This is a genomic window from Streptomyces sp. NPDC057638 (assembly GCF_042800315.1).
In the GTDB taxonomy this organism is placed as follows: Bacteria; Actinomycetota; Actinomycetes; order Streptomycetales; family Streptomycetaceae; genus Streptomyces.
The window spans coordinates 1-23,048 of record NZ_JBHVHF010000108.1; the positions used below are offsets into that span (position 1 = coordinate 1).

At 73.1% G+C, this 23,048-nt stretch carries 18 protein-coding genes; 8 read left to right on the forward strand and 10 right to left on the reverse strand.

Annotated features, from left to right (window positions below):
- Positions 1 to 327: 327 nt before the first annotated feature.
- Both ACFVIM_RS16810 and ACFVIM_RS16815 read right to left on the reverse strand, forming a co-directional pair.
- Positions 328 to 1,197, reverse strand: a complete 870-nt coding sequence (locus tag ACFVIM_RS16810) for an SDR family oxidoreductase (RefSeq protein ID WP_384301764.1) — start codon at positions 1,195 to 1,197, stop codon at positions 328 to 330.
- Between the two features lie 13 nt (positions 1,198 to 1,210).
- A complete protein-coding gene (locus ACFVIM_RS16815; RefSeq protein ID WP_384301766.1) occupies positions 1,211 to 1,954 on the reverse strand; it encodes an SDR family oxidoreductase in 744 nt (247 codons plus the stop codon).
- Positions 1,955 to 2,008: 54 nt separating this feature from the next.
- Between ACFVIM_RS16815 and ACFVIM_RS16820 the strand changes: the two genes are divergently transcribed.
- From ACFVIM_RS16820 to ACFVIM_RS16830, 3 genes are read left to right on the forward strand one after another with little or no spacing between them, the layout of a single operon-like run.
- Positions 2,009 to 2,827 (forward strand): enoyl-CoA hydratase family protein, encoded by an 819-nt coding sequence (locus ACFVIM_RS16820; RefSeq protein ID WP_384301768.1) that lies wholly within the window; start codon positions 2,009 to 2,011, stop codon positions 2,825 to 2,827.
- A gap of 26 nt (positions 2,828 to 2,853) precedes the next feature.
- On the forward strand, positions 2,854 to 3,699 hold the full coding sequence (locus ACFVIM_RS16825) for a CoA transferase subunit A (protein WP_384301797.1): 846 nt from the start codon (positions 2,854 to 2,856) through the stop codon (positions 3,697 to 3,699).
- On the forward strand, positions 3,696 to 4,472 hold the full coding sequence (locus ACFVIM_RS16830) for a CoA-transferase subunit beta (protein WP_384301770.1): 777 nt from the start codon (positions 3,696 to 3,698) through the stop codon (positions 4,470 to 4,472). The genes ACFVIM_RS16825 and ACFVIM_RS16830 overlap by 4 nt, the downstream gene beginning before the upstream one ends.
- Here ACFVIM_RS16830 and ACFVIM_RS16835 read toward each other — a convergent pair.
- Positions 4,467 to 4,628, reverse strand: a complete 162-nt coding sequence (locus ACFVIM_RS16835) for a hypothetical protein (protein WP_384301772.1) — start codon at positions 4,626 to 4,628, stop codon at positions 4,467 to 4,469. The genes ACFVIM_RS16830 and ACFVIM_RS16835 overlap by 6 nt on opposite strands.
- Before the next feature lie 33 nt (positions 4,629 to 4,661).
- Between ACFVIM_RS16835 and ACFVIM_RS16840 the strand changes: the two genes are divergently transcribed.
- Positions 4,662 to 5,717 carry an NAD(P)H-dependent flavin oxidoreductase gene (locus ACFVIM_RS16840; protein ID WP_384301773.1) on the forward strand — a complete coding sequence of 352 codons (1,056 nt, stop codon included), beginning with the start codon at positions 4,662 to 4,664 and terminating at the stop codon, positions 5,715 to 5,717.
- Positions 5,718 to 5,995: 278 nt separating this feature from the next.
- Positions 5,996 to 6,859, forward strand: a complete 864-nt coding sequence (locus ACFVIM_RS16845; RefSeq protein ID WP_384301775.1) for a hypothetical protein — start codon at positions 5,996 to 5,998, stop codon at positions 6,857 to 6,859.
- Between the two features lie 253 nt (positions 6,860 to 7,112).
- Here the strand turns inward: ACFVIM_RS16845 and ACFVIM_RS16850 are convergent, their stop codons facing one another.
- From ACFVIM_RS16850 to ACFVIM_RS16860, 3 genes are all read right to left on the reverse strand, one after another.
- A complete protein-coding gene (locus ACFVIM_RS16850) occupies positions 7,113 to 8,270 on the reverse strand; it encodes an acetyl-CoA C-acetyltransferase (protein ID WP_384301777.1) in 1,158 nt (385 codons plus the stop codon).
- Positions 8,271 to 8,318: 48 nt separating this feature from the next.
- Positions 8,319 to 8,942, reverse strand: a complete 624-nt coding sequence (locus tag ACFVIM_RS16855) for a TetR/AcrR family transcriptional regulator (RefSeq protein ID WP_384301779.1) — start codon at positions 8,940 to 8,942, stop codon at positions 8,319 to 8,321.
- Positions 8,943 to 9,082: 140 nt separating this feature from the next.
- Positions 9,083 to 9,913 (reverse strand): SDR family oxidoreductase, encoded by an 831-nt coding sequence (locus ACFVIM_RS16860; RefSeq protein WP_384301781.1) that lies wholly within the window; start codon positions 9,911 to 9,913, stop codon positions 9,083 to 9,085.
- Positions 9,914 to 9,999: 86 nt separating this feature from the next.
- Here ACFVIM_RS16860 and ACFVIM_RS16865 point away from each other — a divergent pair, with 86 nt between their 5' ends.
- From ACFVIM_RS16865 to ACFVIM_RS16875, 3 genes are all read left to right on the forward strand, one after another.
- On the forward strand, positions 10,000 to 11,163 hold the full coding sequence (locus tag ACFVIM_RS16865) for an acyl-CoA dehydrogenase family protein (protein ID WP_384301783.1): 1,164 nt from the start codon (positions 10,000 to 10,002) through the stop codon (positions 11,161 to 11,163).
- Positions 11,163 to 12,131: an acyl-CoA dehydrogenase family protein gene (locus ACFVIM_RS16870; RefSeq protein WP_384301785.1), complete on the forward strand. Its 969-nt coding sequence runs from the start codon at positions 11,163 to 11,165 to the stop codon at positions 12,129 to 12,131. The genes ACFVIM_RS16865 and ACFVIM_RS16870 overlap by 1 nt, the downstream gene beginning before the upstream one ends.
- Before the next feature lie 66 nt (positions 12,132 to 12,197).
- Complete coding sequence (locus ACFVIM_RS16875) at positions 12,198 to 13,712, forward strand: MFS transporter (protein WP_384301787.1); 1,515 nt, start codon at positions 12,198 to 12,200, stop codon at positions 13,710 to 13,712.
- A 172-nt stretch (positions 13,713 to 13,884) separates the two neighbouring features.
- Here the strand turns inward: ACFVIM_RS16875 and ACFVIM_RS16880 are convergent, their stop codons facing one another.
- The 4 genes from ACFVIM_RS16880 to lgt form a co-directional block, all read right to left on the reverse strand.
- The gene (locus ACFVIM_RS16880) at positions 13,885 to 15,345 is read right to left on the reverse strand and encodes a glutamate synthase subunit beta (RefSeq protein ID WP_384301789.1); all 1,461 of its coding nucleotides are present in this window, start codon (positions 15,343 to 15,345) and stop codon (positions 13,885 to 13,887) included.
- The gene (gene gltB / locus ACFVIM_RS16885; protein ID WP_384301791.1) at positions 15,338 to 19,897 is read right to left on the reverse strand and encodes a glutamate synthase large subunit; all 4,560 of its coding nucleotides are present in this window, start codon (positions 19,895 to 19,897) and stop codon (positions 15,338 to 15,340) included. The genes ACFVIM_RS16880 and gltB overlap by 8 nt, the downstream gene beginning before the upstream one ends.
- 513 nt (positions 19,898 to 20,410) lie before the next feature.
- A complete protein-coding gene (locus ACFVIM_RS16890; RefSeq protein WP_384301793.1) occupies positions 20,411 to 21,139 on the reverse strand; it encodes a VIT1/CCC1 transporter family protein in 729 nt (242 codons plus the stop codon).
- A 310-nt stretch (positions 21,140 to 21,449) separates the two neighbouring features.
- Positions 21,450 to 22,514, reverse strand: a complete 1,065-nt coding sequence (gene lgt, locus ACFVIM_RS16895; protein WP_384301795.1) for a prolipoprotein diacylglyceryl transferase — start codon at positions 22,512 to 22,514, stop codon at positions 21,450 to 21,452.
- Positions 22,515 to 23,048 lie beyond the last annotated feature (534 nt).

A 23,048-nucleotide genomic window follows, 5' to 3' on the forward strand; every position in this document is an offset into this window, starting at 1 on the left:
AGCCAAAGGGGCGCGTCGAGTTCTCAGGCGAGTCGCGCGGAAGCCGCGAGGAACGAGCGGCTGAGCACGTCGAGCCTGAGAATCTCGACTAAAGCGCCCCGGAGGCGAGCAACCGCGAAAATCACGGCGTCTGGTTGTCGTCGGAGAAGGTCTGGTTGGTGTTCATGGCAACGACGGTATCCAGCCGACCTGACCCTCCACCGCTGCCCAATTGCTCAACCCTGCTGGGGAAAGGTACTCAGGTCAGTAGGGGTGAGTACCTGAATTCTGGATGGATGGAACCGTTCCGTATCAGCCAGACGTTAAGGAGTCCGTGGTTCCGGTGACTCACCCCGCCCCGTACACCGTTCCCGGTGGTTCCGAGCGGGCCAGCAGGGTGCGGGCGGTCTCGCCCGCGGCCGTCGGGGTCCAGCGGATGGGGCTCTCGGCCGTCGGGCCGCGGCGCCAGCCCTCCATGACGCTGATCCGGCCGGACTCCGCCTCGAAGACCCGTCCGGTCACCCCGTCGCTCGCCGCCGAGCCCAGCCAGACGACCAGCGGGGAGACGTCCTCCGGTGGTGCGTCAAGGCCGGGAAAGGCGGCTTCGGTCATCCGGGTGCGGGCGACGGGGGCGATGGCGTTGACCTGGACGCCGTAGCGCGCGAGTTCGGCGGCGGCGACCAGGGTGAGGGCGATGACCCCGGCCTTCGCGGCGGCGTAGTTGGCCTGGCCGACGCTGCCGAGGAGTCCGGCGCCCGAGGTGGTGTTGATGACCCGGGCGCTGACCGGGGTGCCGCGCTTGGCGCGCTCCCGCCAGTGCTCGGCGGCGTGCCGCAGCGGCAGGAAGGAGCCGGTGACATGGACCTTCAGGACGGAGTCCCAGTCGTCCTCGGCGAGGTTGACGAGCATCCGGTCCCGCAGTGTCCCGGCGTTGTTGACCAGGGTGTCGACGCGCCCCCAGCGGCGCAGGGCGGCGCCGATGAGGTCGGCGGCCCCCGGGTCGGCGGCGATGTCGCCCTCATGGGCGAGGGCGTCCCCGCCGCCCGCGCGGATCTCGTTGACGACCCTGCGGGCCGGGGACCCGGCGGGGTCAGGGAGGTCGTTGATGACGACTCTGGCCCCCTCGGCGGCGTAGGCGAGCGCGTGGGCCCGGCCGAGGCCCCGGCCCGCGCCGGTCACCACGACCACGCGTCCTTCGCACAGTCCTGTCCTGCCCATGGCGTCAGCTCCCTCAGCTCCGGCGGGTGGCGTCGAGGAAGGCGGGGCGTTCCCCGCCTCCGTGCAGCAGTAGCGAGGCCCCGGTGACATAGGCCGCGCGCGGCGAGGCGAGGAAGACGGCGGCGTCACCGACGTCGGCGGGCTCGGCGAGACGGCCGAGCGGCACGGTCCGGGCGACGGCCGAGCGGCTCTCGGCGTCTCCGTAGTGGAGGTGCGCGGACGCGGTCCGCACCATGCCGACGACCAGGGTGTTGACCCGGATCTCCGGGGCCCACTCGACCGCCATCGAGCGGGCGAGGCTCTCCAGTCCGGCCTTGGCGGCGCCGTAGGCGGCCGAGCCCGGGGAGGGGCGGGTGGCGCTGACGCTGCCGATCATCACGATCGAGCCCCGGGCCGCCCGCAGATGGGGGTGGGCGGCGAGGGAGGCGGTGAGCGGGGTGGTGAGGTTGAGTTCCAGGACCCGGGCGTGGCGGGCGGCTCCGGCGTCGGTGAGCAGCCGGAAGGGGGTTCCGCCCGCGTTGTTGACGAGGGTGTCCAGGCGTCCGTGGCGGTCGGCGACGGTGGTGAAGAAGTCCTCGGTGGCGTCGGGGTCGCGCAGGTCGAGCGGGAGGAACGCGGCGCCGTCGACGGGTCGTTCCGGTGGCCGCCGGGCGCAGACGACGACCCGGGCCCCGGCCCGTACGAAGGCGCGGGCGATCCCGGCGCCGACGCCCCGGGTCCCGCCGGTCACCACCACGACCCTCCCGTCCAGCTCCATCCGCTGCTACCTTCCACCTAACAAACGTTTGGTGGAAAGGTAGCTGATCCTGTCATGGGTGTCTCCACCTCGGACCCCGCCCCGGGGGTCCGCGCCGTCACGGTCGACCATCCACCGGTCAACGCCCTTCCCGTCGCCGTCTGGTACGCCCTGGCCGACACCGTCCGCGCGGCGGGCCGCGACCCGTCGGTGCGCTGTGTCGTCCTCGACGCGGCGGGCCGGGGCTTCAACGCGGGCGTGGACATCAAGGAGTTACAGCGCGACCCCGGCGCGCTCCTCGGGGTCAACCGAGGCTGCGCGGAGGCGTTCGCGGCGGTGTACGAGTGCGAGGTGCCGGTCGTCGCCGCTGTCCACGGCTACTGCCTCGGCGGCGGGATCGGACTCGCCGGGAACGCCGACGCCATCGTCGCCGCCGAGGGCACCGCCTTCGGCCTCCCCGAGCTGGACCGGGGCGCGCTCGGCGCCGCCACCCATCTGGCCCGGCTGGTGCCCCAGCACCTGATGCGCGCCCTCTACTTCACCGCGCGCACGGTGACCGCCGAGGAGCTGCGCGCCCATGGCTCGGTCTGGCGGGTGGTGCCCCGGGCCGCGCTCCCGGCGGCGGCGCTGGAGCTGGCGGCGGAGATCGCGGCGAAGGACGGTGAGCTGGTACGGCTGGCCAAGGCCGCCCTCAACGGCATCGACCCGGTGGACGTCCGGCGCGGCTACCGCTACGAGCAGGGCTTCACCTTCGAGGCGGCGCTGAGCGGGGTGGGGGCCCGGGTCCGCGACCGGTTCGGCGCGGCGGACAGCCCCCGTGCCCCCCGTACCGCTCGTACGGGAGCGGACGAGGGCACGACGGCGCCCGGCCCCGCCGAGCGGAGCGAGCCATGACCGACGCGACGCGGCCCGCGACCGGTCTGACCGGCAAGCGTATGACTCCCGACGGGGTCGCCGCCCGGCTGTGGTCCGGGATGACGCTCGGGATCGGCGGCTGGGGCTCCCGGCGCAAGCCCATGGCGCTGGTGCGGGCGGTGCTCCGCTCGCCGGTCCGCGATCTCACCGTGGTCTCCTGCGGCGGCCCGGACGTCGGGATGCTCGCCGCCGCCGGGCGGATCCGGCGTCTCATCAGCCCCTTCGTCACCCTGGACTCCATTCCCCTGGAGCCCCACTACCGCGCCGCCCGGGAGCGGGGCGCGCTCGCGCTGACCGAGTACGACGAGGCCATGTTCCTGTGGGGGCTGCGCGCCGCCGCCCACCGGCTGCCGTTCCTCCCGGTACGGGCCGGGCTCGGCTCCGACGTACTCCGGATCAACCCGGAGCTGCGCACCGTCCGTTCCCCGTACGAGGACGGCGAGGAGTTCACCGCCGTGCCCGCCCTGCGGCTGGACGCGGCCCTGGTGCACGTCAACCGGGCCGACCGGCGGGGCAACGGCCAGTACCTGGGGCCCGACCCCTACTTCGACGATCTCTTCTGCGCCGCCGCCGACTCCGCCTACCTCTCCTGTGAGGCGCTCGTGGACGGCTTCGCGGACGCCGTGCCGCAGACGCTGCTGATCCCCCGGCACACCGTGACCGGCGTGGTCGAGGCGCCGGGCGGCGCGCACTTCACCTCCTGCGCCCCCGACCACGGCCGGGACGAGCCCTTCCAGGCCCTGTACGCGGCCACACCCTGGGACGAGTTCGCCGGGCGCTTCCTCGGCGGCGGCAGCGAGACCGCGTACCGGCGCGCGGTCGCCGACTGGCACGAGGAGACGGATCCATGAGTGGAGACAGCGCGGCGACGACCGGACCGGCCGGGACCGTCACCCGCGCCGAGGTGTGTGTGGTCGCCTGTGCCGAGGTCTGGCGCGACGACGGCGAGGTGCTCGCCAGCCCCATGGGGGTGATCCCCGCACTCGGGGCCCGGCTGGCACGGCGGACCTTCGCGCCCGACCTCCTCCTCACCGACGGCGAGGCGCTGCTGACCGGCCCCGACGGCCACACCGAGGGCTGGCTCCCCTACCGCCGCCATCTGGACCTGGTCACCGGGGGGCGGCGCCACGTCATGATGGGCGCCTCCCAGCTGGACCGCCACGGCAACCAGAACATCTCCGTCATCGGCGACTGGCACCGCCCCCGCCGTCAGCTCCTCGGCATGCGCGGCGCACCCGTCAACACCCTCAACCACCCCGTCAGCTACTGGATCCCCCGGCACTCGCCACGGGTCCTCGTCGCCCGCGTCGACCTGGTCTGCGGGGTCGGCCATGACCGCGCCGAAGCGGCGGGCCCCAGCGCCTCCCGCTACCACGATCTCCGCCGGGTCGTCTCCGACCTGGGTGTCTTCGACTTCGCCACCCCCGACCGCACCCTGCGGATCGTCTCCCTCCACCCTGGGGTCACCCTGGACCGGGTCCGCGCGGCGACCGGCTTCCCGCTCGCGGGCGACGCGCCGGGCGTCCCGGCCCCGGTCACCCGGGAGCCGACCCCGGAGGAGCTGCGGCTGATCCGTACGGAGCTGGACCCGGAGGGGCGGCGCGAACGGGAGGTGCCCTCATGACGCCGACGGCACACACGGCACACACGACTCGTACAGCCCACGCAGCTCGTACGGCCCGTACCGCTCGTACCGCTCGTACCGCTCGTACCGCTCGTACCGCTCGTACCGCTCGTACCGCTCGTCGCAGGGGAACCACAGGTTCCGAGCGGCCGCCACCGCCAGCCCCCGCTCACGAAAGGCGTCGCGCCGATGCGGACCGCGCTGACCGACCTCACCGGGGTACGGCATCCCATCGTCCAGACCGGCATGGGCTGGGTCGCCGGGCCCCGGCTGGTGACCGCCACCGCGCGGGCGGGCGCCCTGGGCATCCTCGCCTCGGCGACCATGACCACGGACGAGCTGCGCCGCGCCGTCCGCGAGGTCGCCTCCCGTACCGACGCGCCGTTCGGGGTCAACCTCCGCGCCGACGCCTCCGACGCCCGCGCCCGGGTGCGGATCCTCATCGAGGAGGGGGTGCGGGTCGCCTCCTTCGCCCTCGCTCCCACCCGTGACCTCATCGCCGAACTCAAGGACGCGGGCGTCGTCGTCATCCCCTCCGCCGGGGCCCGCCGCCACGCCGAGAAGGTGGCGGCGTGGGGCGCCGACGCGGTGCTGGTCCAGGGCGGGGAGGGCGGCGGGCACACCGGCGAGATCGCCACGACCGTGCTCGTCCCCCAGGTCGCCGACGCCGTGGACATCCCCGTCATCGCCGCCGGGGGGTTCCATGACGGCCGGGGCCTGGTCGCCGCGCTCGCCCTCGGGGCCTCCGGTATCGCCATGGGCACCCGTTTCCTGCTGACCTCCGACTCCACCGTTCCGGACCCGGTCAAGGCCCGCTATCTCGCCGCGACCGTCACCGACGTGACCGTCACCCGCGCCGTGGACGGCCTGCCGCACCGGATGCTCCGTACGGAACTGGTGACCGCCCTCGAACGGCGCGGCCGGGTCCGCGCCCTCCTCACCGCCCTATGGCACGCCGCCCGCTTCCGGCGGCTCTCGGGACTCAGCCGCACGGCCATGCTCCGGGACGCCCGCGCACTGCGGGCGGGGCGGGAGCTGAGCTGGAGCCAGGTACTGCTGGCGGCCAACACCCCCATGCTGCTGCGGGCGGCGATGGTGGAGGGGCGGACCGATCTGGGGGTGATGGCCTCCGGGCAGGTGGCGGGGGCGATCACGGACCTGCCGAGCTGCGCGGAACTCGTCTCACGGGTCATCGACGAAGCCGAGGCCACCCTGCGCCGCCTACCGCCGCCGCACCGCACCTGACCCGGCGCCGCACCACCGGGCCTGCCGCCGCAGCACCGCGCCTGGGCCCGCCACCCCGCCGCACTCGGCCCGGCCATCACACCACCCAGGGCAGCACCACCACACCCCTGACCGCGCCACCCGAGTGCGGGGCGCGTGCGCGGCGGGTGCGCCCGGCGCTCGCTATCGTCGTGTCAATTGACTGTCTGTCCATAGGGGTGATCTTCACTCCGGGTCTGCGGCTTCCACAGGGATATGAACGGATTTGTTCAGACACTCCGCCCGGCACAATGCCCGGCATGACGTCTGCCGCTGACACCATGGTCATCACCCCCCGCGACCTGTGGACCCTCTTCGAACCCATCCATTCCGTCACCTACTTCTCCCCCGAGGCGCTCGCCGCCTTCGAGGAGGCGGGCCTGAAGGGCTTCTGGGACGGGTACTTCGCCGGGCGCGCCGCCCCCCTCGGCCCCGCCGAACCCGCCACCGTCACCGCCGCGTTCTGCTCCTACGCCCCCGCGATGGTCGCCCGCTCCGTTCCCTCCGTATGGCGGACCGTCACTCCCGAACAGGCCCTGGAGCTGCGGCTCACCGGGGCGCGGGCCGCGCTCGCACGACTGCTCGCGGGGCATGAGGAGCGGATCGAGGAGGCGGCCGGTCTGCTCACCGTCCCCGCCACCGCGCCCGACTGCGCCGGACGTGCCCTCGCCGCCGCCAACACCGCGCTGCCCTGGCCCACGGCCCCGCTGGAGCGGCTCTGGCACGCCACGACCGTGCTGCGCGAACACCGGGGCGACGGCTATGTCGCGGCGCAGATCGCGGCCGATCTCGACGGCTGCGAGATCCTCGTCCTGCGGACCGGTATCGATCTGCCGCGCTCCGAACTCCAGCCGTACCGGGGCTGGACCGACGCGGAGTGGGACGCGGCCACCGCCCGGCTCACCGAGCGCGGACTGCTCGCCGCCGACGGACGGGCGACCGAGGAGGGGACACGCCTGCACACCTCGGTCGAGGAGGCCACGGAGACCGCCGCCGCCCGGCCCTGGGCGCGGGCCGGGGACCTGACCCGGCTGAGCGAGGCGCTGATCCCGCTCTCGGACGCGGTGGCGGCGACCCTGCGCTTCCCGAACCCGATCGGACTGCCGGAGCGGTCCCACCGCTGACCCGGACCGGCCGCCCCGCACGACGGGAGGTCCGGGGGCGCGGGACCGCCCCCGGACCTCAGGGCCGCGACACCTCCCCCTCGGGACCTGAGCCCCTCAGGACCTGAGCCCCCGGCCGCTCAGAACCGGGACCGCCAGGCTCAGCCCCCCGGCCTGGCAGAACCGGTCCCTCAGAACCGGCCCCCCGGACCCCCACAGCCCCGCAGAGAGCCAGGGCCGTCAGCCCGCGACCCCCGCACAGAGCCCGAAGCCCTCACACCCGCTCCACGATCGTCACGTTCGCCTGGCCCCCGCCCTCGCACATCGTCTGGAGCCCGTACCGCCCCCCGCTCCGCTCCAGTTCATGCAGGAGCGTCGTCATCAGCCGCGCCCCCGTCGCCCCCAGCGGATGCCCCAGCGCGATGGCGCCACCGTTCACATTGACCCGGGCCGGGTCGGCGCCGGTCTCCTTCAGCCAGGCGAGGACGACCGGCGCGAACGCCTCGTTGATCTCGACCAGGTCCATGTCGTCGATGGACATGCCGGTGCGGGCCAGCGCGTGCGCGGTCGCCGGGATCGGGGCCGAGAGCATCCGTACCGGATCCTCGCCCCGGACCGAGAGGTGGTGGATCCGGGCGCGCGGGGTCAGACCGTGGAGGCGGACGGCGCGTTCGCCGGCGAGGAGCAGTGCCGCCGCGCCGTCGGAGATCTGGGAGGAGCAGGCGGCGGTGATGGTGCCGCCCGGGACGACCGGCGCCAGGGCGGCCATCCGCTCCGGGCCGGTGTCGCGGCGCGGCCCCTCGTCGGCCGCTGTCTCCCCGTACGGCACGATCTCCCGTACGAAACGTCCCCCGTCCATCGCGCGCAGGGCACGGCGGTGGGAGCGGAGCGCGAACTCCTCCTGCTCGCCGCGGGTGAGGCGCCAGTGCGCGGCGATGAGTTCGGCGCCGTGGAACTGGTTGACGGGCCGGTCGCCGTAGCGGGCCCGCCAGCCCTCGCTGCCCGCGAACGGGCCCTCGGTGAGGCCGAGCGGGACGGCCGCGTCGCGTGCCGCGTAGGCGATGGGGACCATCGACATGTTCTGCACCCCGCCCGCGACCACGAGGTCCTGGGTGCCGGAGAGCACGGCCTGGGCGGCGAAGTGCACCGCCTGCTGGGAGGAGCCGCACTGGCGGTCGACGGTGACACCGGGCACCTGCTCCGGCAGTCCGGCCGCCAGCCAGGCGGTCCGCGCGATGTCCCCGGCCTGGGGTCCTACGGTGTCCAGGCAGCCGAAGACGACATCGTCGACGGCGGCCGGATCGACCCCGGAACGCTCGATGAGCGCGGTCAGGACATGGGCGCCGAGGTCGGCGGGGTGGATCCGGGAGAGCCCGCCGCCGCGTCTGCCGACGGGGGTGCGGACCGCCTCGATGACATACGCCTCTCCCATGGTCCGCTCCTCCCCGCCCGGCCGGGCGTGTCGTCGTGGCTCAGTGGCTCACTGGCTCACTGGCGCGCGTTCGGCGATCCCGTCCAGCACCATCGTCAGATACTGGCGGGCGATCTCCTCGGGGCCGAGCCGTCCGCCCGGCCGGTACCAGGAGGCCGCGACCCACACGGTGTCGCGGACGAACCGGTACGTCAGCCGGGTGTCCAGACCGGCGCGGAAGACCCCCTCGGCCACCCCGCGCTCCAGCGTGCCGAGCCAGGTCTCCTCGAACCGCCGCTGGGAGACGGTGAGGTACTGGAACCGGGGCAGTGCGGCCAGATGCCGCGACTCCCTCTGGTAGATGGCGACGGCGGCCCGGTGGCGGTCGATCTCACGGAAGGACTCGGTGACGAGCGCCTCGATGGTCTCGCGGGGGCCGAGGGCGGCGGCGAGCACCGTGTCGTACCCGGCCCACAGTTCGTCGAGGAAGGAGGAGAGGATCTCGTCGAGCATCGACTCCTTGGAGTCGAAGTGGTAGTAGAGGCTGCCCGCGAGCATCCCGGCCGCGTCGGCGATCTCGCGGACGGTGGTGGCGTTGTAGCCCTGTTCGGCGAAGACCTCGGCGGCGAGGCCGAGGAGTTCACGGCGCCGCTCGGGGGCGCCTGTCACCTGGGGCTTCTTCTTGTTCGGCACGGGGTCATTGTCCGCCGCGCGAAACCCCGCCGGTGCCACCGCACCCTCCCCGGACCGCCATCCCCACACGCCCTCCCCCATCCCCACCGCGCCCTCCCCGGACCGCCATCCCACCGCGCCCTCCCCCATCCCCGCCATCCCTACGCGCGCTGTCCGCTCACCGACAGCGTCTCCCCGGTGAGGTACGAGGCGTAGTCGCTGGCCAGGAAGACGATCGTGTTGGCGACCTCCCAGGGTTCGGCGGGGCGGCCGAACGCCTCGCGCGCGGTGAGTTCGGCGAGGAGTTCCGGGGTGGTGACCTTCACCAGATGGGGGTGGCGGGCGAGGCTCGGCGCGACGGCGTTGACGCGGACGCCGTACGCGGCGGCCTCGACGGCGGCACAGCGGGTCAGCGCCATGACCCCGGCCTTGGCGGCGGCGTAGTGGGCCTGGCCCGCCTGGGCGCGCCAGCCCAGTACGGAGGAGTTGTTGACGATCACTCCGGGGCGCCCGGTGGCGCGGAAGGCGCGCAGGGCGGCGCGGACACAGCGGAAGGTGCCGTTCAGGGTCACGTCGAGGATCCGGTGCCACTGGTCGTCGTCCATGTCGACCAGGGGTGTGGTGCCGCCGAGCCCGGCGTTGTTGACGACGATGTCCAGACCGCCGTGGCGCTCGGCGGCGGCCGTGAACAGGGCCCGCACCTGGGTCTCGTCCGTCACGTCGCAGGGCCGCGCGCCGACCGCGTCGCCGCCGAACTCCTCCGTCAGCGCCCGCGCCGCCTCCGTCAGCCGACGGGTGTGCGCGTCGCTGACCAGCACCCGGGCGCCCTCCTCCAGGAACCGCCGGGCGGTGGCCGCGCCGATGCCCGCCCCGGCGGCGGCGGTGATCACGGCGGTGCGTCCGGCGAGCAGCCCGTGGGCGGGGATGTACGCCGGGGGCCGGTTCGGCAGAGGCGCCGCCTCGCCCGCGCCGCGTTCCCTGTTCTCCGTCACGGGGGCACGCTAACCTACCAAACACTTGTTAGGGAAGGATCGGTGTCTGTATGAACAGGGATAGGGACAGGGATAGGGACAGGGATATGGACCTGCGCCACTCCCCCGACGTCCTGGCCTTCCGCGCCGAGGCCCGCGCCTGGCTCACCGCCCACACCCCCGCCCGGCCCCTGCCGTCCCTGGAGACCCGCGAGGGCTTCGCCGCCCACCGCGCCTGGGAGGCCGAACTCGCCGCCGACCGCTGGTCGGTGGTCTCCTGGCCGAAGGAGTACGGAGGCAGGGGCGCCGATCTCGAACACTGGCTCGTCTTCGAGGAGGAGTACCACGCGGCGGGGGCGCCGGGCCGGGTCTCCCAGAACGGCATCAGCCTGCTCGCCCCCACCCTCCTCGCCCACGGCACGACGGAACAGCGGGCCCGGATCCTGCCACCGATGGCGAGCGGCGCACAGGTGTGGGCGCAGGCGTGGTCCGAGCCGGAGGCGGGCTCCGATCTGGCGTCCCTGCGGGCCCGGGCCGACCGCACCACCGGGGGCTGGCTGCTGAGCGGACGCAAGACCTGGTCCTCCCGGGCGGCCTTCGCGGACCGGGCGTTCGGGCTCTTCCGGTGCGACCCGGAGGCCGGACGGCCGCACCAGGGGCTGATCTCCGTCATGTTCGGCCTCACCGCGCCGGGGGTGACGGTCCACCCCATCGGGCGGCTGGACGGCAAGCCCGCCTTCGCGGAACTCTGCCTGGACGAGGTCTTCGTCCCCGACCGGGATGTCATCGGGGCACCCGGCGACGGCTGGCGGATCGCCATGGACGCCACCGCCGACGAGCGGGGGCTCACCCTGCGCTCCCCCGGCCGCTATCTCGCCGCCGCCGCCCGCCTCACCGCCCTGTGGCGCGCCTCGGGCCGTACCGGTGACACGGCGCTGCGCGACCGGGTCGCGGACGCGGTCATCGGCGCCCGCGCCTACCAGCTCTTCGTCTGGGCGGCCGCCAGCCGGGCGCTGGCCGACCCCGGGCGGCGCGCCCCGTCAGCGCCGTCCCCCCTCTCCTCCCTCACCAAGGTGCACTGGTCCGAACTGGACCTCGCCCTCCATGAGACCGCGCTCGATCTGCTGGCCGAGGACGGGGAGTTCGCCGACACCCCCTGGGCCGAGGGCCATCTCTTCGCGCTGGCGGGCCCGATCTACGCGGGCACCAACGAGATCCAGCGGGACATCATCGCCGAGCGGCTGCTGGGCCTGCCGAAGGGGCGGCGCTGATGCGTTTCCTCCTCACCCCCGAGCAGGAGGCGTTCGGCGAGGCCCTCGACGCGCTGCTGGGCGCCGCCGACACCCCGGCCGCCGCCCGCGCCTGGGGCGCCGGGCAGACCGGTCCCGGGCTGGCGCTGTGGTCCCGGCTCGCGGCGGCGGGGCTCTTCGTGCCCGCCGTGCCCGAGGAACACGGCGGCGCCGGACTCCTCCCCGTGGATCTGGCCGTCGCCTTCACCGCGCTCGGGCGCCACGCCGTGCCCGGCCCGCTGGTCGAGACCGCCGCGGCCGCCGTACTCCTGGCCGGGGCGGAGTGCCCCGCCGTCGCGCGCCGGTTGCTGCCGGGGCTGCTCGCGGGCGATCCGTACACCCTCGTCCTGGCGGGAGAAGGACCGTACGCGCTGGACGCCGACACGGCGGCGGTGCTGGTGGTGGAGGAGGACGGCCCGCTGCTGCGGCTGGCGCCCGGCGGCGGGGCCGTACGCGTCTCCCAGGACCCGGTGCGGAGGCTGGCCCGGCCGCTGGACGGCGGCGAACTCCTCGCCGGGGGACCCGGCGTACGGGCCGCCGCCGCCCGCGCCGCGCGGATGGCGCGGCTGCTGACCGCCGCGCAGGCGCTGGGCGTCGGGCTGGCGCTGCTCGACCGTACGGTCGCCTATGTCAAGGAGCGACGGCAGTTCGGGGTGCCCGTCGGCTCCTTCCAGGCGGTCGGGCACCGGCTCGCGGACACGCTGATCGCGCTGGAGTTCGCGCGGGCGCTGGTGTTCGGGGCGGCGGTCACGTTCGACGCCGGGGATGTGGCCGCGGCGAAGGTACGGGCGGGGGAGGCGGCGTACGGGGCCGCGCGGGCGGCGCTCCAGTTCCATGGGGCCATCGGGTACACCGCGGAGCTCGACCTCTCGCTCTGGCTCCGCAAGGCCCGCCCCCTGCGGGACGCCTGGGGCACCCCCGCGACCTGCCGCGCCACGCTTCTCCCCTGAGCGCCCCGCGGCCCGCAGGGGGCGGGCCTTGACCTCATGTTTGGTTGAGGAAGGAGCGTGGGGCGTATGAAGCCACCCTGGATCACACGCCGCGCACTCACCCTCGGCACCCTCCTCCTCTCCTATCTCGTCTTCCCCATGCAGATGACCGGCACCGCCCTCGCCCTCCCCACCATCGGCCAGGACCTCGACGCCTCCGGCCCCGCCCTGCAGTGGGTGGTCACCGGCTATGTCCTCGCCGCCTCGTCGGTGATGCTCGTCGCGGGGTCCCTCGGCGATCTGCTGGGACGGCGCCGGGTCTTCTCGTTCAGCCTGGCCCTCTACGCCGCCGGCACCCTCGCGGGCGCCGCGAGCCAGAGCATCCTCGTCCTGGATGTGGCCAGGACCGTCACGGGCGTCGGCGGCGCCGGGCTGATGACCGGCGGGGTGGCGATCCTCGCGACGATGTTCGAGGGGCCCGCGCGGGCCCGGGTCTTCGCGGCCGTGGGCTCGGTCGCGGGAATCGGGATCGCCGCCGGCCCGACCCTCTCCGGCTGGCTGATCGGCGGCTTCGGCTGGCGGGCGGCGTTTGTCTTCTTCGGGGTCGCCGCGCTGGTGATCCTGGCCGCGACCCGGCTGATCCCGGAGTCCCGTGCCCCCGAGCGTCCCACGGTGGACCGGCCGGGTGTGATCACGTTCATCGCGGGCCAGGCGCTGGTGATGTTCGCGATCACCCGGGGCGCGGACGCGGGCTGGGCCAGCCCGGCGGTGCTGGGCCCGCTGCTGGCGGGGGCCGCGCTGCTGGTGCTCTTCGTCCGGGTGGAGCGGCGCAGTCCGCATCCGGTGCTGCGGCTGGAGCTGTTCCAGAACCGGACCTTCCGGGGGTGGCTGGTGGGCGCGGTCTTCCTGTCGACGGGCGCGACCGGGGTGCTGGTCTTCCTGCCCGCCTACCTCCAGGGCACCGGCGGTCTCACCACGGGGGACGCGGGTCTGGTGATGCTGCTGGCGACCGTGCCGGTCTTCGTCCTCCCGAGCGTCGGCACCTGGCTGGCCGGGCGGGGGCTGGCGCCCCGGCTGCTGCTGGTGGGGGCGCTGACCCTGTCCGCCCTGGGCAATCTGACGCTGGCGCTGGCGCTGGGCCCGGACGCGGGGGTGGCCCGGCTCGCCGTCCCGCTGATCCTGATCGGCATCGGCAACGGGCTGGCCCTGGGCCAGGTGGAGACGCAGGCCCTGGGCGCGGTCGACCCCGCCCGGGTCGGGATGGCGTCGGGGCTGCTGAGCACGGCGCGCGGTGGCGCGGGCGCCCTGGTCCTCGCGGGCTTCGGCGCGGCGCTGCTGAGCCTGGTCGAGTCGGGGCTGGGCGATCCGGCGCTCGCGGGCCGGGTGGCGACCGGCCAGCTCGCGGAGCGCGCGGGCGAGTTCACCGATGCCTGGCGGACCGTGCTGCTGGCGGTGGCGCTGCTGCTGGCCCTGGCCGTCGCGCTGGTCGCCCGGCTGCTGCGGGCCCGCCCGTCGCGGCGGGACGCGATCACCCCCGTATCCGTGCCCGTACCCGTGCCCGGATCAGGGGAGCCGACGGCGGCGGGGGCCCGGGAGCGCTGAGAACCGTCCCGGAACGCGCCGCGGCGCCCACCCGTAGTCCGGTCGGGGACAGGGGGGCGCCGCGTTCAGTTCCGTACTCCGTTGTACGGGACGAGAGGGGGCCGGTGCGCCGAAGCACCAGCAAGGGCGAAACGTATCAGACGGCCGGGCGGCGGGACAGCCGCCCGGCGGATCAGACGGTCAGCGCGCGGTCCGTGGGACGGACCGGCGCCGGGAGGTCGCTGGCACCCGTCAGGTAGCGGTCGACGCCGCGCGCCGCGGAGCGGCCCTCGGCGATGGCCCAGACGATCAGCGACTGGCCCCGGCCCGCGTCCCCGGCGACGAAGACACCGGGGACGTTGGTGGCGAAGTCCGCGTCCCGGGCGACATTGCCGCGCTGGTCCAGCTCAAGACCGAACTGCTGGACGAGACCGTTGGACTGGTCGGTGCCGGTGAAGCCCATCGCGAGGGTGACCAGCTGGGCCGGGATCCGGCGCTCGGTGCCCGGCTTGGGGACCGGACGGCCGTCGGTGAACTCGACCTCGACGAGATGGAGCGCCTGGACCTGACCGTCGGCGTCGCCTTCGAAGTGGGTGGTGGAGACGGAGTAGACCCGCTCACCGCCCTCCTCATGGGCCGAGGTGACCTTGTAGAGCATGGGGAAGGTCGGCCAGGGCTGACCGGCGGAGCGCTCGTCGCCCGGCCGGGGCATGATCTCCAGCTGGGTGACGGAGGCCGCGCCCTGGCGGTGCGCGGTGCCCACGCAGTCGGCACCGGTGTCACCGCCGCCGATGACGACGACATGCTTGCCCGCGGCGGTGATCGGCGGGGCGATGAAGTCGCCCTCCTGCACCTTGTTGGCCAGGGGCAGGTACTCCATCGCGACGTGGATGCCCTTCAGCTCCCGGCCCGGGACCGGCAGATCGCGGGAGACGGTCGCCCCGGCCGCGATGACGACCGCGTCATAGCGGCGGCGCAGCTGGGCCGCGTCGATGTCCCGGCCGATCTCCACCTCGGTACGGAACTTGGTGCCCTCCGCCCGCATCTGCTCGATCCGGCGGTTGATGTGCACCTTCTCCATCTTGAACTCGGGGATGCCATAGCGCAGCAGTCCACCGATGCGATCGGCCCGCTCGTACACGGCGACGGTGTGACCGGCGCGGGTGAGCTGCTGGGCGGCGGCGAGCCCGGCCGGGCCCGAGCCGATGACGGCGACCGTCTTGCCGGAGAGGCGCTCGGGCGGCTGCGGGGTGACGTCCCCGGAGTCCCACGCCTTGTCGATGATGGAGACCTCGACGTTCTTGATGGTGACGGCGGGCTGGTTGATGCCCAGCACACAGGCGGCCTCGCAGGGCGCGGGGCAGAGCCTGCCGGTGAACTCCGGGAAGTTGTTGGTGGCGTGGAGCCGCTCGGAGGCGGCGCGCCAGTCGTCCCGGTAGGCGTAGTCGTTCCACTCGGGGATCAGGTTCCCGAGCGGACAGCCGTTGTGACAGAACGGGATGCCGCAGTCCATGCAGCGCCCGGCCTGCTCGCTGATGATCGGCAGCAGGGAGCCGGGGACGTAGACCTCGTCCCAGTCCTTGAGACGCTCGGCCACCGGGCGGGTCTGGGCGACCTCGCGCCCGGTGGTCAGGAAGCCCTTGGGATCAGCCATGGATTGCCGCCTCCATCATCTTCTCGGTGGTCTCGCGCTCGGAGAGACCGGCGAGCTCAGCGGCGTCCTTGGCGGCGAGCACGGCCTTGTACGTGGTCGGGATGATCTTGCTGAAGCGCGCGCGGGCGGCGGCCCAGTCGGTGAGCAGCTTCTCGGCGACGGTGGAGCCGGTCTCCTCGTGGTGACGGCGCACCACGTCGTGCAGCCACCGCTCGTCGGCCTCGCCGAGCGGCTCGATCGCGGCGAGGTTCCCGGCGTTGACGTTGTCCCGGTCCAGGTCGATGACGTACGCGACACCGCCGGACATACCGGCTGCGAAGTTCCGTCCGGTCTCGCCGAGGACGACGGCATGGCCACCGGTCATGTACTCACAGCCGTGGTCGCCCACGCCCTCGGAGACCACCGTGGCGCCGGAGTTGCGGACGCAGAACCGCTCGCCGGTGCGCCCGCGCAGGAACAGCTCACCGCCGGTGGCGCCGTACGCGATGGTGTTGCCCGCGATGGTGGAGTACTCGGCCAGGTGCTCGGCGCCCCGGTCGGGGCGGACGGCGACCCGGCCGCCGGAGAGGCCCTTGCCGACGTAGTCGTTGGCGTCGCCCTCCAGCCGCAGGGTGACGCCCCGGGGCAGGAAGGCGCCGAAGGACTGCCCGGCGGAGCCGGTGAAGGTGATGTCGATGGTGTCGTCGGGCAGGCCCGCGCCGCCGAACCGGCGGGTGACCTCATGGCCGAGCATGGTGCCGACGGTCCGGTTGATGTTACGGATCGCCACCTGGGCCCGCACCGGCCGCGCGGCCTCGGCGGACTCCGCGGCCAGCGCGTCGGCGGCGAGCTTGATCAGCTCGTTGTCGAGCGCCTTCTCCAGTCCGTGGTCCTGGGCGATGAGGGCGTGGCGGACGGCGCCGTCGGGCAGCTCCGGCACATGGAAGAGCGGGGCGAGGTCGAGACCCTGCGCCTTGAAGTGGTGCACGGCCCGCTCGGTGTCGAGGATCTCGGCGTGGCCGACGGCCTCCTCCAGGGTGCGGAAGCCGAGTTCGGCGAGGAGCTCGCGGACCTCCTCGGCGATGAACTCGAAGTAGTTCACGACGTACTCGGCCTTGCCGGAGAAGCGCTCGCGCAGCACCGGGTTCTGGGTGGCGATGCCGACCGGGCAGGTGTCGAGGTGGCAGACGCGCATCATCACACAGCCGGAGACCACCAGCGGCGCGGTCGCGAAGCCGAACTCCTCGGCGCCCAGCAGCGCGGCGATCACGACATCGCGGCCGGTCTTGAGCTGGCCGTCGGTCTGGACCACGATCCGGTCCCGCAACCCGTTGAGCAGCAGGGTCTGCTGGGTCTCGGCGAGACCCAGCTCCCAGGGGCCGCCCGCGTGCTTCAGCGAGGTCAGCGGGGAGGCGCCGGTGCCGCCGTCATGGCCGGAGATCAGCACCACGTCGGCGTGGGCCTTGGAGACGCCCGCCGCGACCGTGCCGACGCCGACCTCGGAGACCAGCTTGACGTGGATCCGGGCCTTCGGGTTGGCGTTCTTGAGGTCGTGGATGAGCTGGGCGAGGTCCTCGATGGAGTAGATGTCGTGGTGCGGCGGCGGGGAGATCAGTCCGACGCCGGGAGTGGAGTGCCGGGTCCTGGCCACCCAGGGGTAGACCTTGTGGCCGGGCAGCTGGCCGCCCTCGCCGGGCTTGGCGCCCTGGGCCATCTTGATCTGGATGTCGTCGGCGTTGACGAGGTACTCGCTGGTGACGCCGAACCGGCCGGAGGCCACCTGCTTGATGCTGGAGCGGCGCTCGGGGTCGTAGAGGCGGTCGGGGTCCTCGCCGCCCTCACCGGTGTTGGACTTGCCGCCGAGGCGGTTCATCGCGATGGCGAGCACCTCGTGGGCCTCGCGGGAGATGGATCCGTACGACATGGCACCGGTCGAGAACCGCTTGACGATCGCGGAGACCGGCTCGACCTCCGCCAGCGGCACCGGGGCGCGGCCGGAGTCGAGGCCGAAGAGCCCACGCAGGGTCATCAGCCGCTCGGACTGCTCGTTCACCCGGTCCGTGTACTGCTTGAAGATGTCGTAGCGGCGGTTACGGGTGGCGTGCTGGAGCCGGAAGACGGTGTCCGGGTCGAAGAGGTGCGGTTCGCCCTCGCGGCGCCACTGGTACTCGCCGCCGATCTCCAGCGCCCGGTGGGCGGGGGCGATCCCGGAGACCGGGTAGGCCTTGGCGTGCCGGGCCGCGACCTCGTCGGCGATGACCGCGAGCCCGGCGCCGCCGATCTTGCTGGTGGTGCCGTCGAAGTAGGTGGCGACGAAGGCCTGGTCCAGGCCGATGGCCTCGAAGACCTGGGCGCCCCGGTAGGAGGCGACGGTGGAGATGCCCATCTTGGACATCACCTTGAGCACGCCCTTGCCCAGCGCGTAGATCAGGTTGCGGATGGCCTGCTCCGCGTCGATGTCCTGGATGAAGGTCCCGGCGCGGACCAGGTCCTCCACCGACTCCATCGCCAGATACGGGTTGACGGCGGCGGCGCCGTAGCCGATGAGCAGCGCGACATGGTGGACCTCGCGCACATCGCCCGCCTCGACCAGCAGCCCCACCTCGGTGCGCTGCTTGGTACGGATGAGGTGGTGGTGCACGGCGGAGGTGAGCAGCAGCGAGGGGATCGGCGCGTGCTCGGCGTCGGAGTGCCGGTCGGAGAGGACGATCAGCCGGGCACCGGACTCGATGGCCGCGTCGACCTCGCCGCGGATGGCCTCGATCCGGGCGGCGAGCGCGTCCCCGCCACCGCTGACCCGGTAGAGACCGGAGAGGGTGACCGCCTTCATCCCGGGCATGTCGCCGTCGGCGTTGATGTGGATGAGCTTGGCCAGCTCATCGTTGTCGATCACCGGGAAGGGCAGGGTCACACTGCGACAGGAGGCCGCGGTCGGCTCCAGCAGATTGCCCTGGGGGCCCAGCGTGGAGTGGAGCGAGGTGACCAGTTCCTCCCGGATCGCGTCCAGGGGCGGGTTGGTGACCTGCGCGAAGAGCTGGGTGAAGTAGTCGAAGAGCAGCCGGGGGCGCTCGGAGAGCGCGGCGATGGGCGAGTCGGTGCCCATGGAACCGATCGGCTCCATGCCGGTCCTGGCCATCGGCGCCAGGATGACCTTCAGCTCCTCCTCGGTGTAGCCGAAGGTCTGCTGGCGGCGGGTGACCGAGGCGTGGGTGTGCACGATGTGCTCGCGCTCGGGCAGATCGCCCAGCCCGATGATCCCGGCGTCCAGCCACTCACCGTAGGGCTGCTCGGCGGCGAGGGTGGACTTGATCTCGTCGTCCTCGATGATCCGGTGCTCGGCGGTGTCCACCAGGAACATCCGGCCAGGCTGGAGCCGGCCCTTGCGGACCACCCTGGCGGGGTCGATGTCGAGGACACCGACCTCGGAGGAGAGCACCACGAGCCCGTCGTCGGTGACCCAGTACCGCCCGGGGCGCAGCCCGTTGCGGTCCAGGACCGCGCCGACCTGGGTGCCGTCGGTGAAGGTGACACAGGCGGGGCCGTCCCAGGGCTCCATCATCGTGGAGTGGAACTGGTAGAAGGCACGCCGGGCCGGGTCCATGGAGTCGTGGTTCTCCCACGCCTCGGGGACCATCATCAGCACCGCGTGCGGCAGCGAGCGCCCGCCGAGGTGGAGCAGTTCCAGCACCTCGTCGAAGGAGGCCGAGTCGGAGGCGTCCGGGGTGCAGACGGGGAAGATCCGCTCCAGCTCGCCCGCGCCGAAGAGGTCGGAGACCAGCTGTGACTCCCGCGCGCGCATCCAGTTGCGGTTGCCCTTGACGGTGTTGATCTCACCGTTGTGGGCGACGAAGCGGTACGGATGGGCCAGCGGCCAGCTCGGGAAGGTGTTGGTGGAGAACCGGGAGTGCACCAGCGCGACGGCGGTGGCGAGCCTGCGGTCCGAGAGGTCCGGGAAGAAGGGCTCCAGCTGCCCGGTGGTGAGCATGCCCTTGTAGACGATGGTCCGGGCGGAGAGCGAGGGGAAGTAGACCCCGGCCTCCCGCTCGGCCCGCTTGCGCAGCACGAACGCCTTGCGGTCCAGTGCGATGCCCTCGCTGCGGCCGTCGGCGACGAAGAGCTGGCGGAAGACCGGCATGGTCGAGCGGGCGGAGGCGCCGAGCAGATCGGGCGCGACGGGGACCTCGCGCCAGCCGAGGACGGTGAGCCCCTCCCCGGTCGCGATCGTCTCGATCCGTGAGACGGCGTCCTCGGTCCCGGCGACGGGCAGGAACGCGATGCCGACGGCGTACGAACCGGCCGCGGGCAGCTCGAAACCGGCGACCTCGCGGAGGAAGACATCGGGCACCTGGAGCAGGATCCCGGCGCCGTCACCGGAGTCCGGCTCGGAGCCGGTGGCGCCGCGGTGCTCCAGGTTGCGCAGGACCGTGAGGGCCTGTTCGGCCAGCTCATGGCTGGCGACACCGGTCAGGTTGGCCACGAACCCGACACCACAGGCGTCGTGTTCATTGCGGGGGTCGTACATCCCCTGCGGAGCGGGGCGACCATCCATGGGCGACCAGGCGTCGGAACGCATCGGCTCTCCCGTCGTCGTCGTGGCATCGTGCTGTGCCGAGGGACGACGTTGGCCCTCCGCGAAATTTCGTGCAGGTTACATGATGGAATCATTCTCGGGAAGTGGATAAATCATTCCAGCATGCGGACATCGCGCGAGTGGCGGGGATGGGATCGCCGTCGGACGGATCGGTGTCCACGGGACCGTTGCGGAGCGGGCGACGTTGCCTGCGGCGCCTTCGGCTCATGCCCGTTGGAAGTGAGTTCGAAACCGGCGGATGAGGGCTACTCCCGGCCACCCTGCCACGGCCCGTCCACTCCCCCGTCACGCCCGGCGAACGGTCCGGTCTTCCCGGTGACCGCCCCCGCTCCGGCCAGGGCGGACCCGTACGGCAAGGGGCCGAACCGGCCCTGACACCCGGCGGAAACGCGAGGGGGACGCAGCGTGACTCCGGGAGACGGCCGGCACCGCCTCGGCGCGAGCGCCACAGCACAAGGGGCCGGGGCGGGCCCCTGGAACGCGCCGCCGCCCCGGCTACAACGCCGCGTTGAAGGCGGCTCCCAGACCGTAGGTGAGCGCCGCGGCACCCGCGCCCAGCACCAGCTGCCGCAGCCCGCTGAACCACCAGCTGCGCGCCGTCACCCGGGCCACCAGCGCCCCACAGCCGAAGAGCCCCACCAGCGCCAGCACCACGGCGGGCCACAGCGCCGTCATGCCGAGCAGATACGGCAGCACCGGCAGCAGCGCGCCCAGCGCGAACGATCCGAAGGACGACACCGCGGCCACCATCGGCGAGGGCAGATCGTCGGGGTCGATCCCCAGCTCCTCGCGGGCGTGGATCTCCAGCGCCTGCTCCGGGTCGCGGGACAGCTGCATCGCGACCTCGCGGGCCAGCGCGGGCTCCACCCCACGGGCCACATAGAGGGCGGCCAGCTCCTCCATCTCGTCCACCGGGTGCTTGCGCAGCTCCCGCCGTTCGATCTCCAGCTCGGCCTGGACCAGCTCCCGCTGGGAGGCGACGGAGGTGTACTCACCGGCCGCCATCGAGAAGGCGCCCGCCGCGAGACCGGCGAGTCCGGTGATCACCATCGTCTGCGGCGCGACCTGCGAACCCGCGACACCGGTCATGAGCGCCAGATTGGAGACCAGCCCGTCCATCGCGCCGAAGACCGCCGGGCGCAGCCAGCCGCCGTTGACATCGCGGTGGGTGTGGTTGTCGCGGTGCGCCTCGTGCAGCGGCGCCTGGGTCTCGATGATCGACACGTCTCTCCCCTGATCCGTACGGCCTTCCGCGCGCTGTGGCACACGACGGCTCCCCCGAACGGAACCGACTGCTCCGCCCTCCTCGAACATCATCGAAAATACGCGCGACGTAAGGGGCGCGCTAGCAAGGCAGGCCGTACTTACCTGGCCGGACCAGGGATGATCGCGGACAGTAGCCGAATGACCTCAGGGCCACGACCCGGGACATACCGCGTCGATTCCCGACTCACCCCGGGGACACGACACCGGACATGACCGAGGCCGCCAGGGTGACAACCCTGACGGCCTCGTCGTTTCTTCCCCGTGGTGGTCAGCCCTTGGGCGTGGACCCCGCGTCCGCGGCCGCGCCCCGCTCACCCTCGACGGCCTTCGCCTCCGGGGCGTCCTTCTCACCGGAGACCGTGTCCGTGGACGCCACGGCCTCCCCGTCCGGCTTCTCGGCGGCCTTCCCGTCCTTCGCTCCCGCAGTGCCCTCCGTGGCCTCGGCGTCCTCCGCCAGATCCGCGAAGGAGACCTCGCTCTCCGCCTCGGCGGCCTTCCCGGCGGCGGGCCGCGCCGCACCCCGCTCCGGCTCGACGACCTCCTCGCGCCCCGGCCGCATCCGCGCCGAGATCACGATGTAGAGCACCGCCAGGACGAAGACGATGATCGACGTCCAGACATTGAGCCGCAGGCCGAAGATCTCATGGGCCTGGTCGACCCGCATGTACTCGATCCACACCCGGCCCGCGCAGTACCCGGCGACATAGAGCGCGAACGCCCGCCCATGTCCGAGCTTGAACCGGCGGTCGGCCCAGATCACCAGCACGGCGACCCCGATGCACCAGAGCGACTCATAGAGGAACGTCGGGTGGTAGAGCCCCGCCTCGCGGTTCGGCCCCTCGGAGATCTTCAGCGCCCAGGGCAGATCGGTGGGCTTTCCATAGAGCTCCTGGTTGAACCAGTTGCCCCAGCGCCCGATCGCCTGCGCGAACGCGATGGCGGGGGCGACGGCATCGGCCCAGGCCGGAAGCGGGATGCCCCGGCGACGACAGCCGATCCACGCGCCGACCGCGCCGAACGCGATGGCCCCCCAGATCCCGAGCCCGCCCTGCCAGATCTTGAAGGCGTCGACCCAGTCCTCACCCTCGCTGAAGTAGAGCTGGTAGTCGGTGATCACATGGTAGAGACGCCCGCCGACCAGGCCGAAGGGCACAGCCCAGACGGCGATGTCGGCCACGGTGCCGGCTTTACCGCCCCGGGCGACCCAGCGCTTGTTGCCGTACCAGACGGCCACGAAGACACCGATGATGATGCAGAGCGCATAGCCTCGCAGCGGCAGCGGGCCCAATTGGATCGCGCCGCTCGACGGGCTGGGAATGTAGGCAAGTTCCATGGCAGAACCGACGCTACCCTGCCGGACGCCAACCCCCACAACCCACCCGGACAACGTCTGCATAACTGTCTCTCGGCGGTGACGCCCCTCACCACCGGGCCCCGGCGGGGCCGAACCGTCACACGGAGCCGCTCCCGCCCCCGCCGAGAAGTCGACGACCGTCACGGTTCCACCAACCGTCACCACCCCAGCCGGGGGCCAGCGGGCACGTTCGGGGGGTGCAGGGTCGCCCCCGCAGGGAGTGGCGGCGAAACCCGGCCTCACCGGACAGGGGCGTCTCATCCGCCGCTCCCGAGGAGGTGAGCCCGGAGGCCACCGAACCCCGCAGACGCAACGCAACGGAAGCGACGGAACCACCCCCCGCGGACCGCACACAACAGAACCCACCAACACCGCACCCGGCACCCGGACGACCGCGTGGAGGAACCCCCGACCAGACGGAGCCCAGCCGCACCCGGACGACCGCGTGGAGGAACCCCCGGCCAGGCGGAGCCCCACCGCACCGGGACGCGGGGCCCGGAAGGCCGGGCCCCG

Coding starts and splice junctions, on each gene's coding strand:
- ACFVIM_RS16870 (WP_384301785.1), top strand. CDS start 11,163: ATGCGTTTCCTCCTCACCCCCGAGCAGGAGGCGTTCGGCGAGGCCCTC.
- ACFVIM_RS16850 (WP_384301777.1), bottom strand. CDS start 8,270: ATGGGAGAGGCGTATGTCATCGAGGCGGTCCGCACCCCCGTCGGCAGA.
- ACFVIM_RS16830 (WP_384301770.1), top strand. CDS start 3,696: ATGAGTGGAGACAGCGCGGCGACGACCGGACCGGCCGGGACCGTCACC.
- gltB (WP_384301791.1), bottom strand. CDS start 19,897: ATGCGTTCCGACGCCTGGTCGCCCATGGATGGTCGCCCCGCTCCGCAG.
- ACFVIM_RS16810 (WP_384301764.1), bottom strand. CDS start 1,197: ATGGGCAGGACAGGACTGTGCGAAGGACGCGTGGTCGTGGTGACCGGC.
- ACFVIM_RS16865 (WP_384301783.1), top strand. CDS start 10,000: ATGGACCTGCGCCACTCCCCCGACGTCCTGGCCTTCCGCGCCGAGGCC.
- ACFVIM_RS16815 (WP_384301766.1), bottom strand. CDS start 1,954: ATGGAGCTGGACGGGAGGGTCGTGGTGGTGACCGGCGGGACCCGGGGC.
- ACFVIM_RS16880 (WP_384301789.1), bottom strand. CDS start 15,345: ATGGCTGATCCCAAGGGCTTCCTGACCACCGGGCGCGAGGTCGCCCAG.
- ACFVIM_RS16820 (WP_384301768.1), top strand. CDS start 2,009: ATGGGTGTCTCCACCTCGGACCCCGCCCCGGGGGTCCGCGCCGTCACG.
- ACFVIM_RS16875 (WP_384301787.1), top strand. CDS start 12,198: ATGAAGCCACCCTGGATCACACGCCGCGCACTCACCCTCGGCACCCTC.
- lgt (WP_384301795.1), bottom strand. CDS start 22,514: ATGGAACTTGCCTACATTCCCAGCCCGTCGAGCGGCGCGATCCAATTG.
- ACFVIM_RS16840 (WP_384301773.1), top strand. CDS start 4,662: ATGCGGACCGCGCTGACCGACCTCACCGGGGTACGGCATCCCATCGTC.
- ACFVIM_RS16845 (WP_384301775.1), top strand. CDS start 5,996: ATGACGTCTGCCGCTGACACCATGGTCATCACCCCCCGCGACCTGTGG.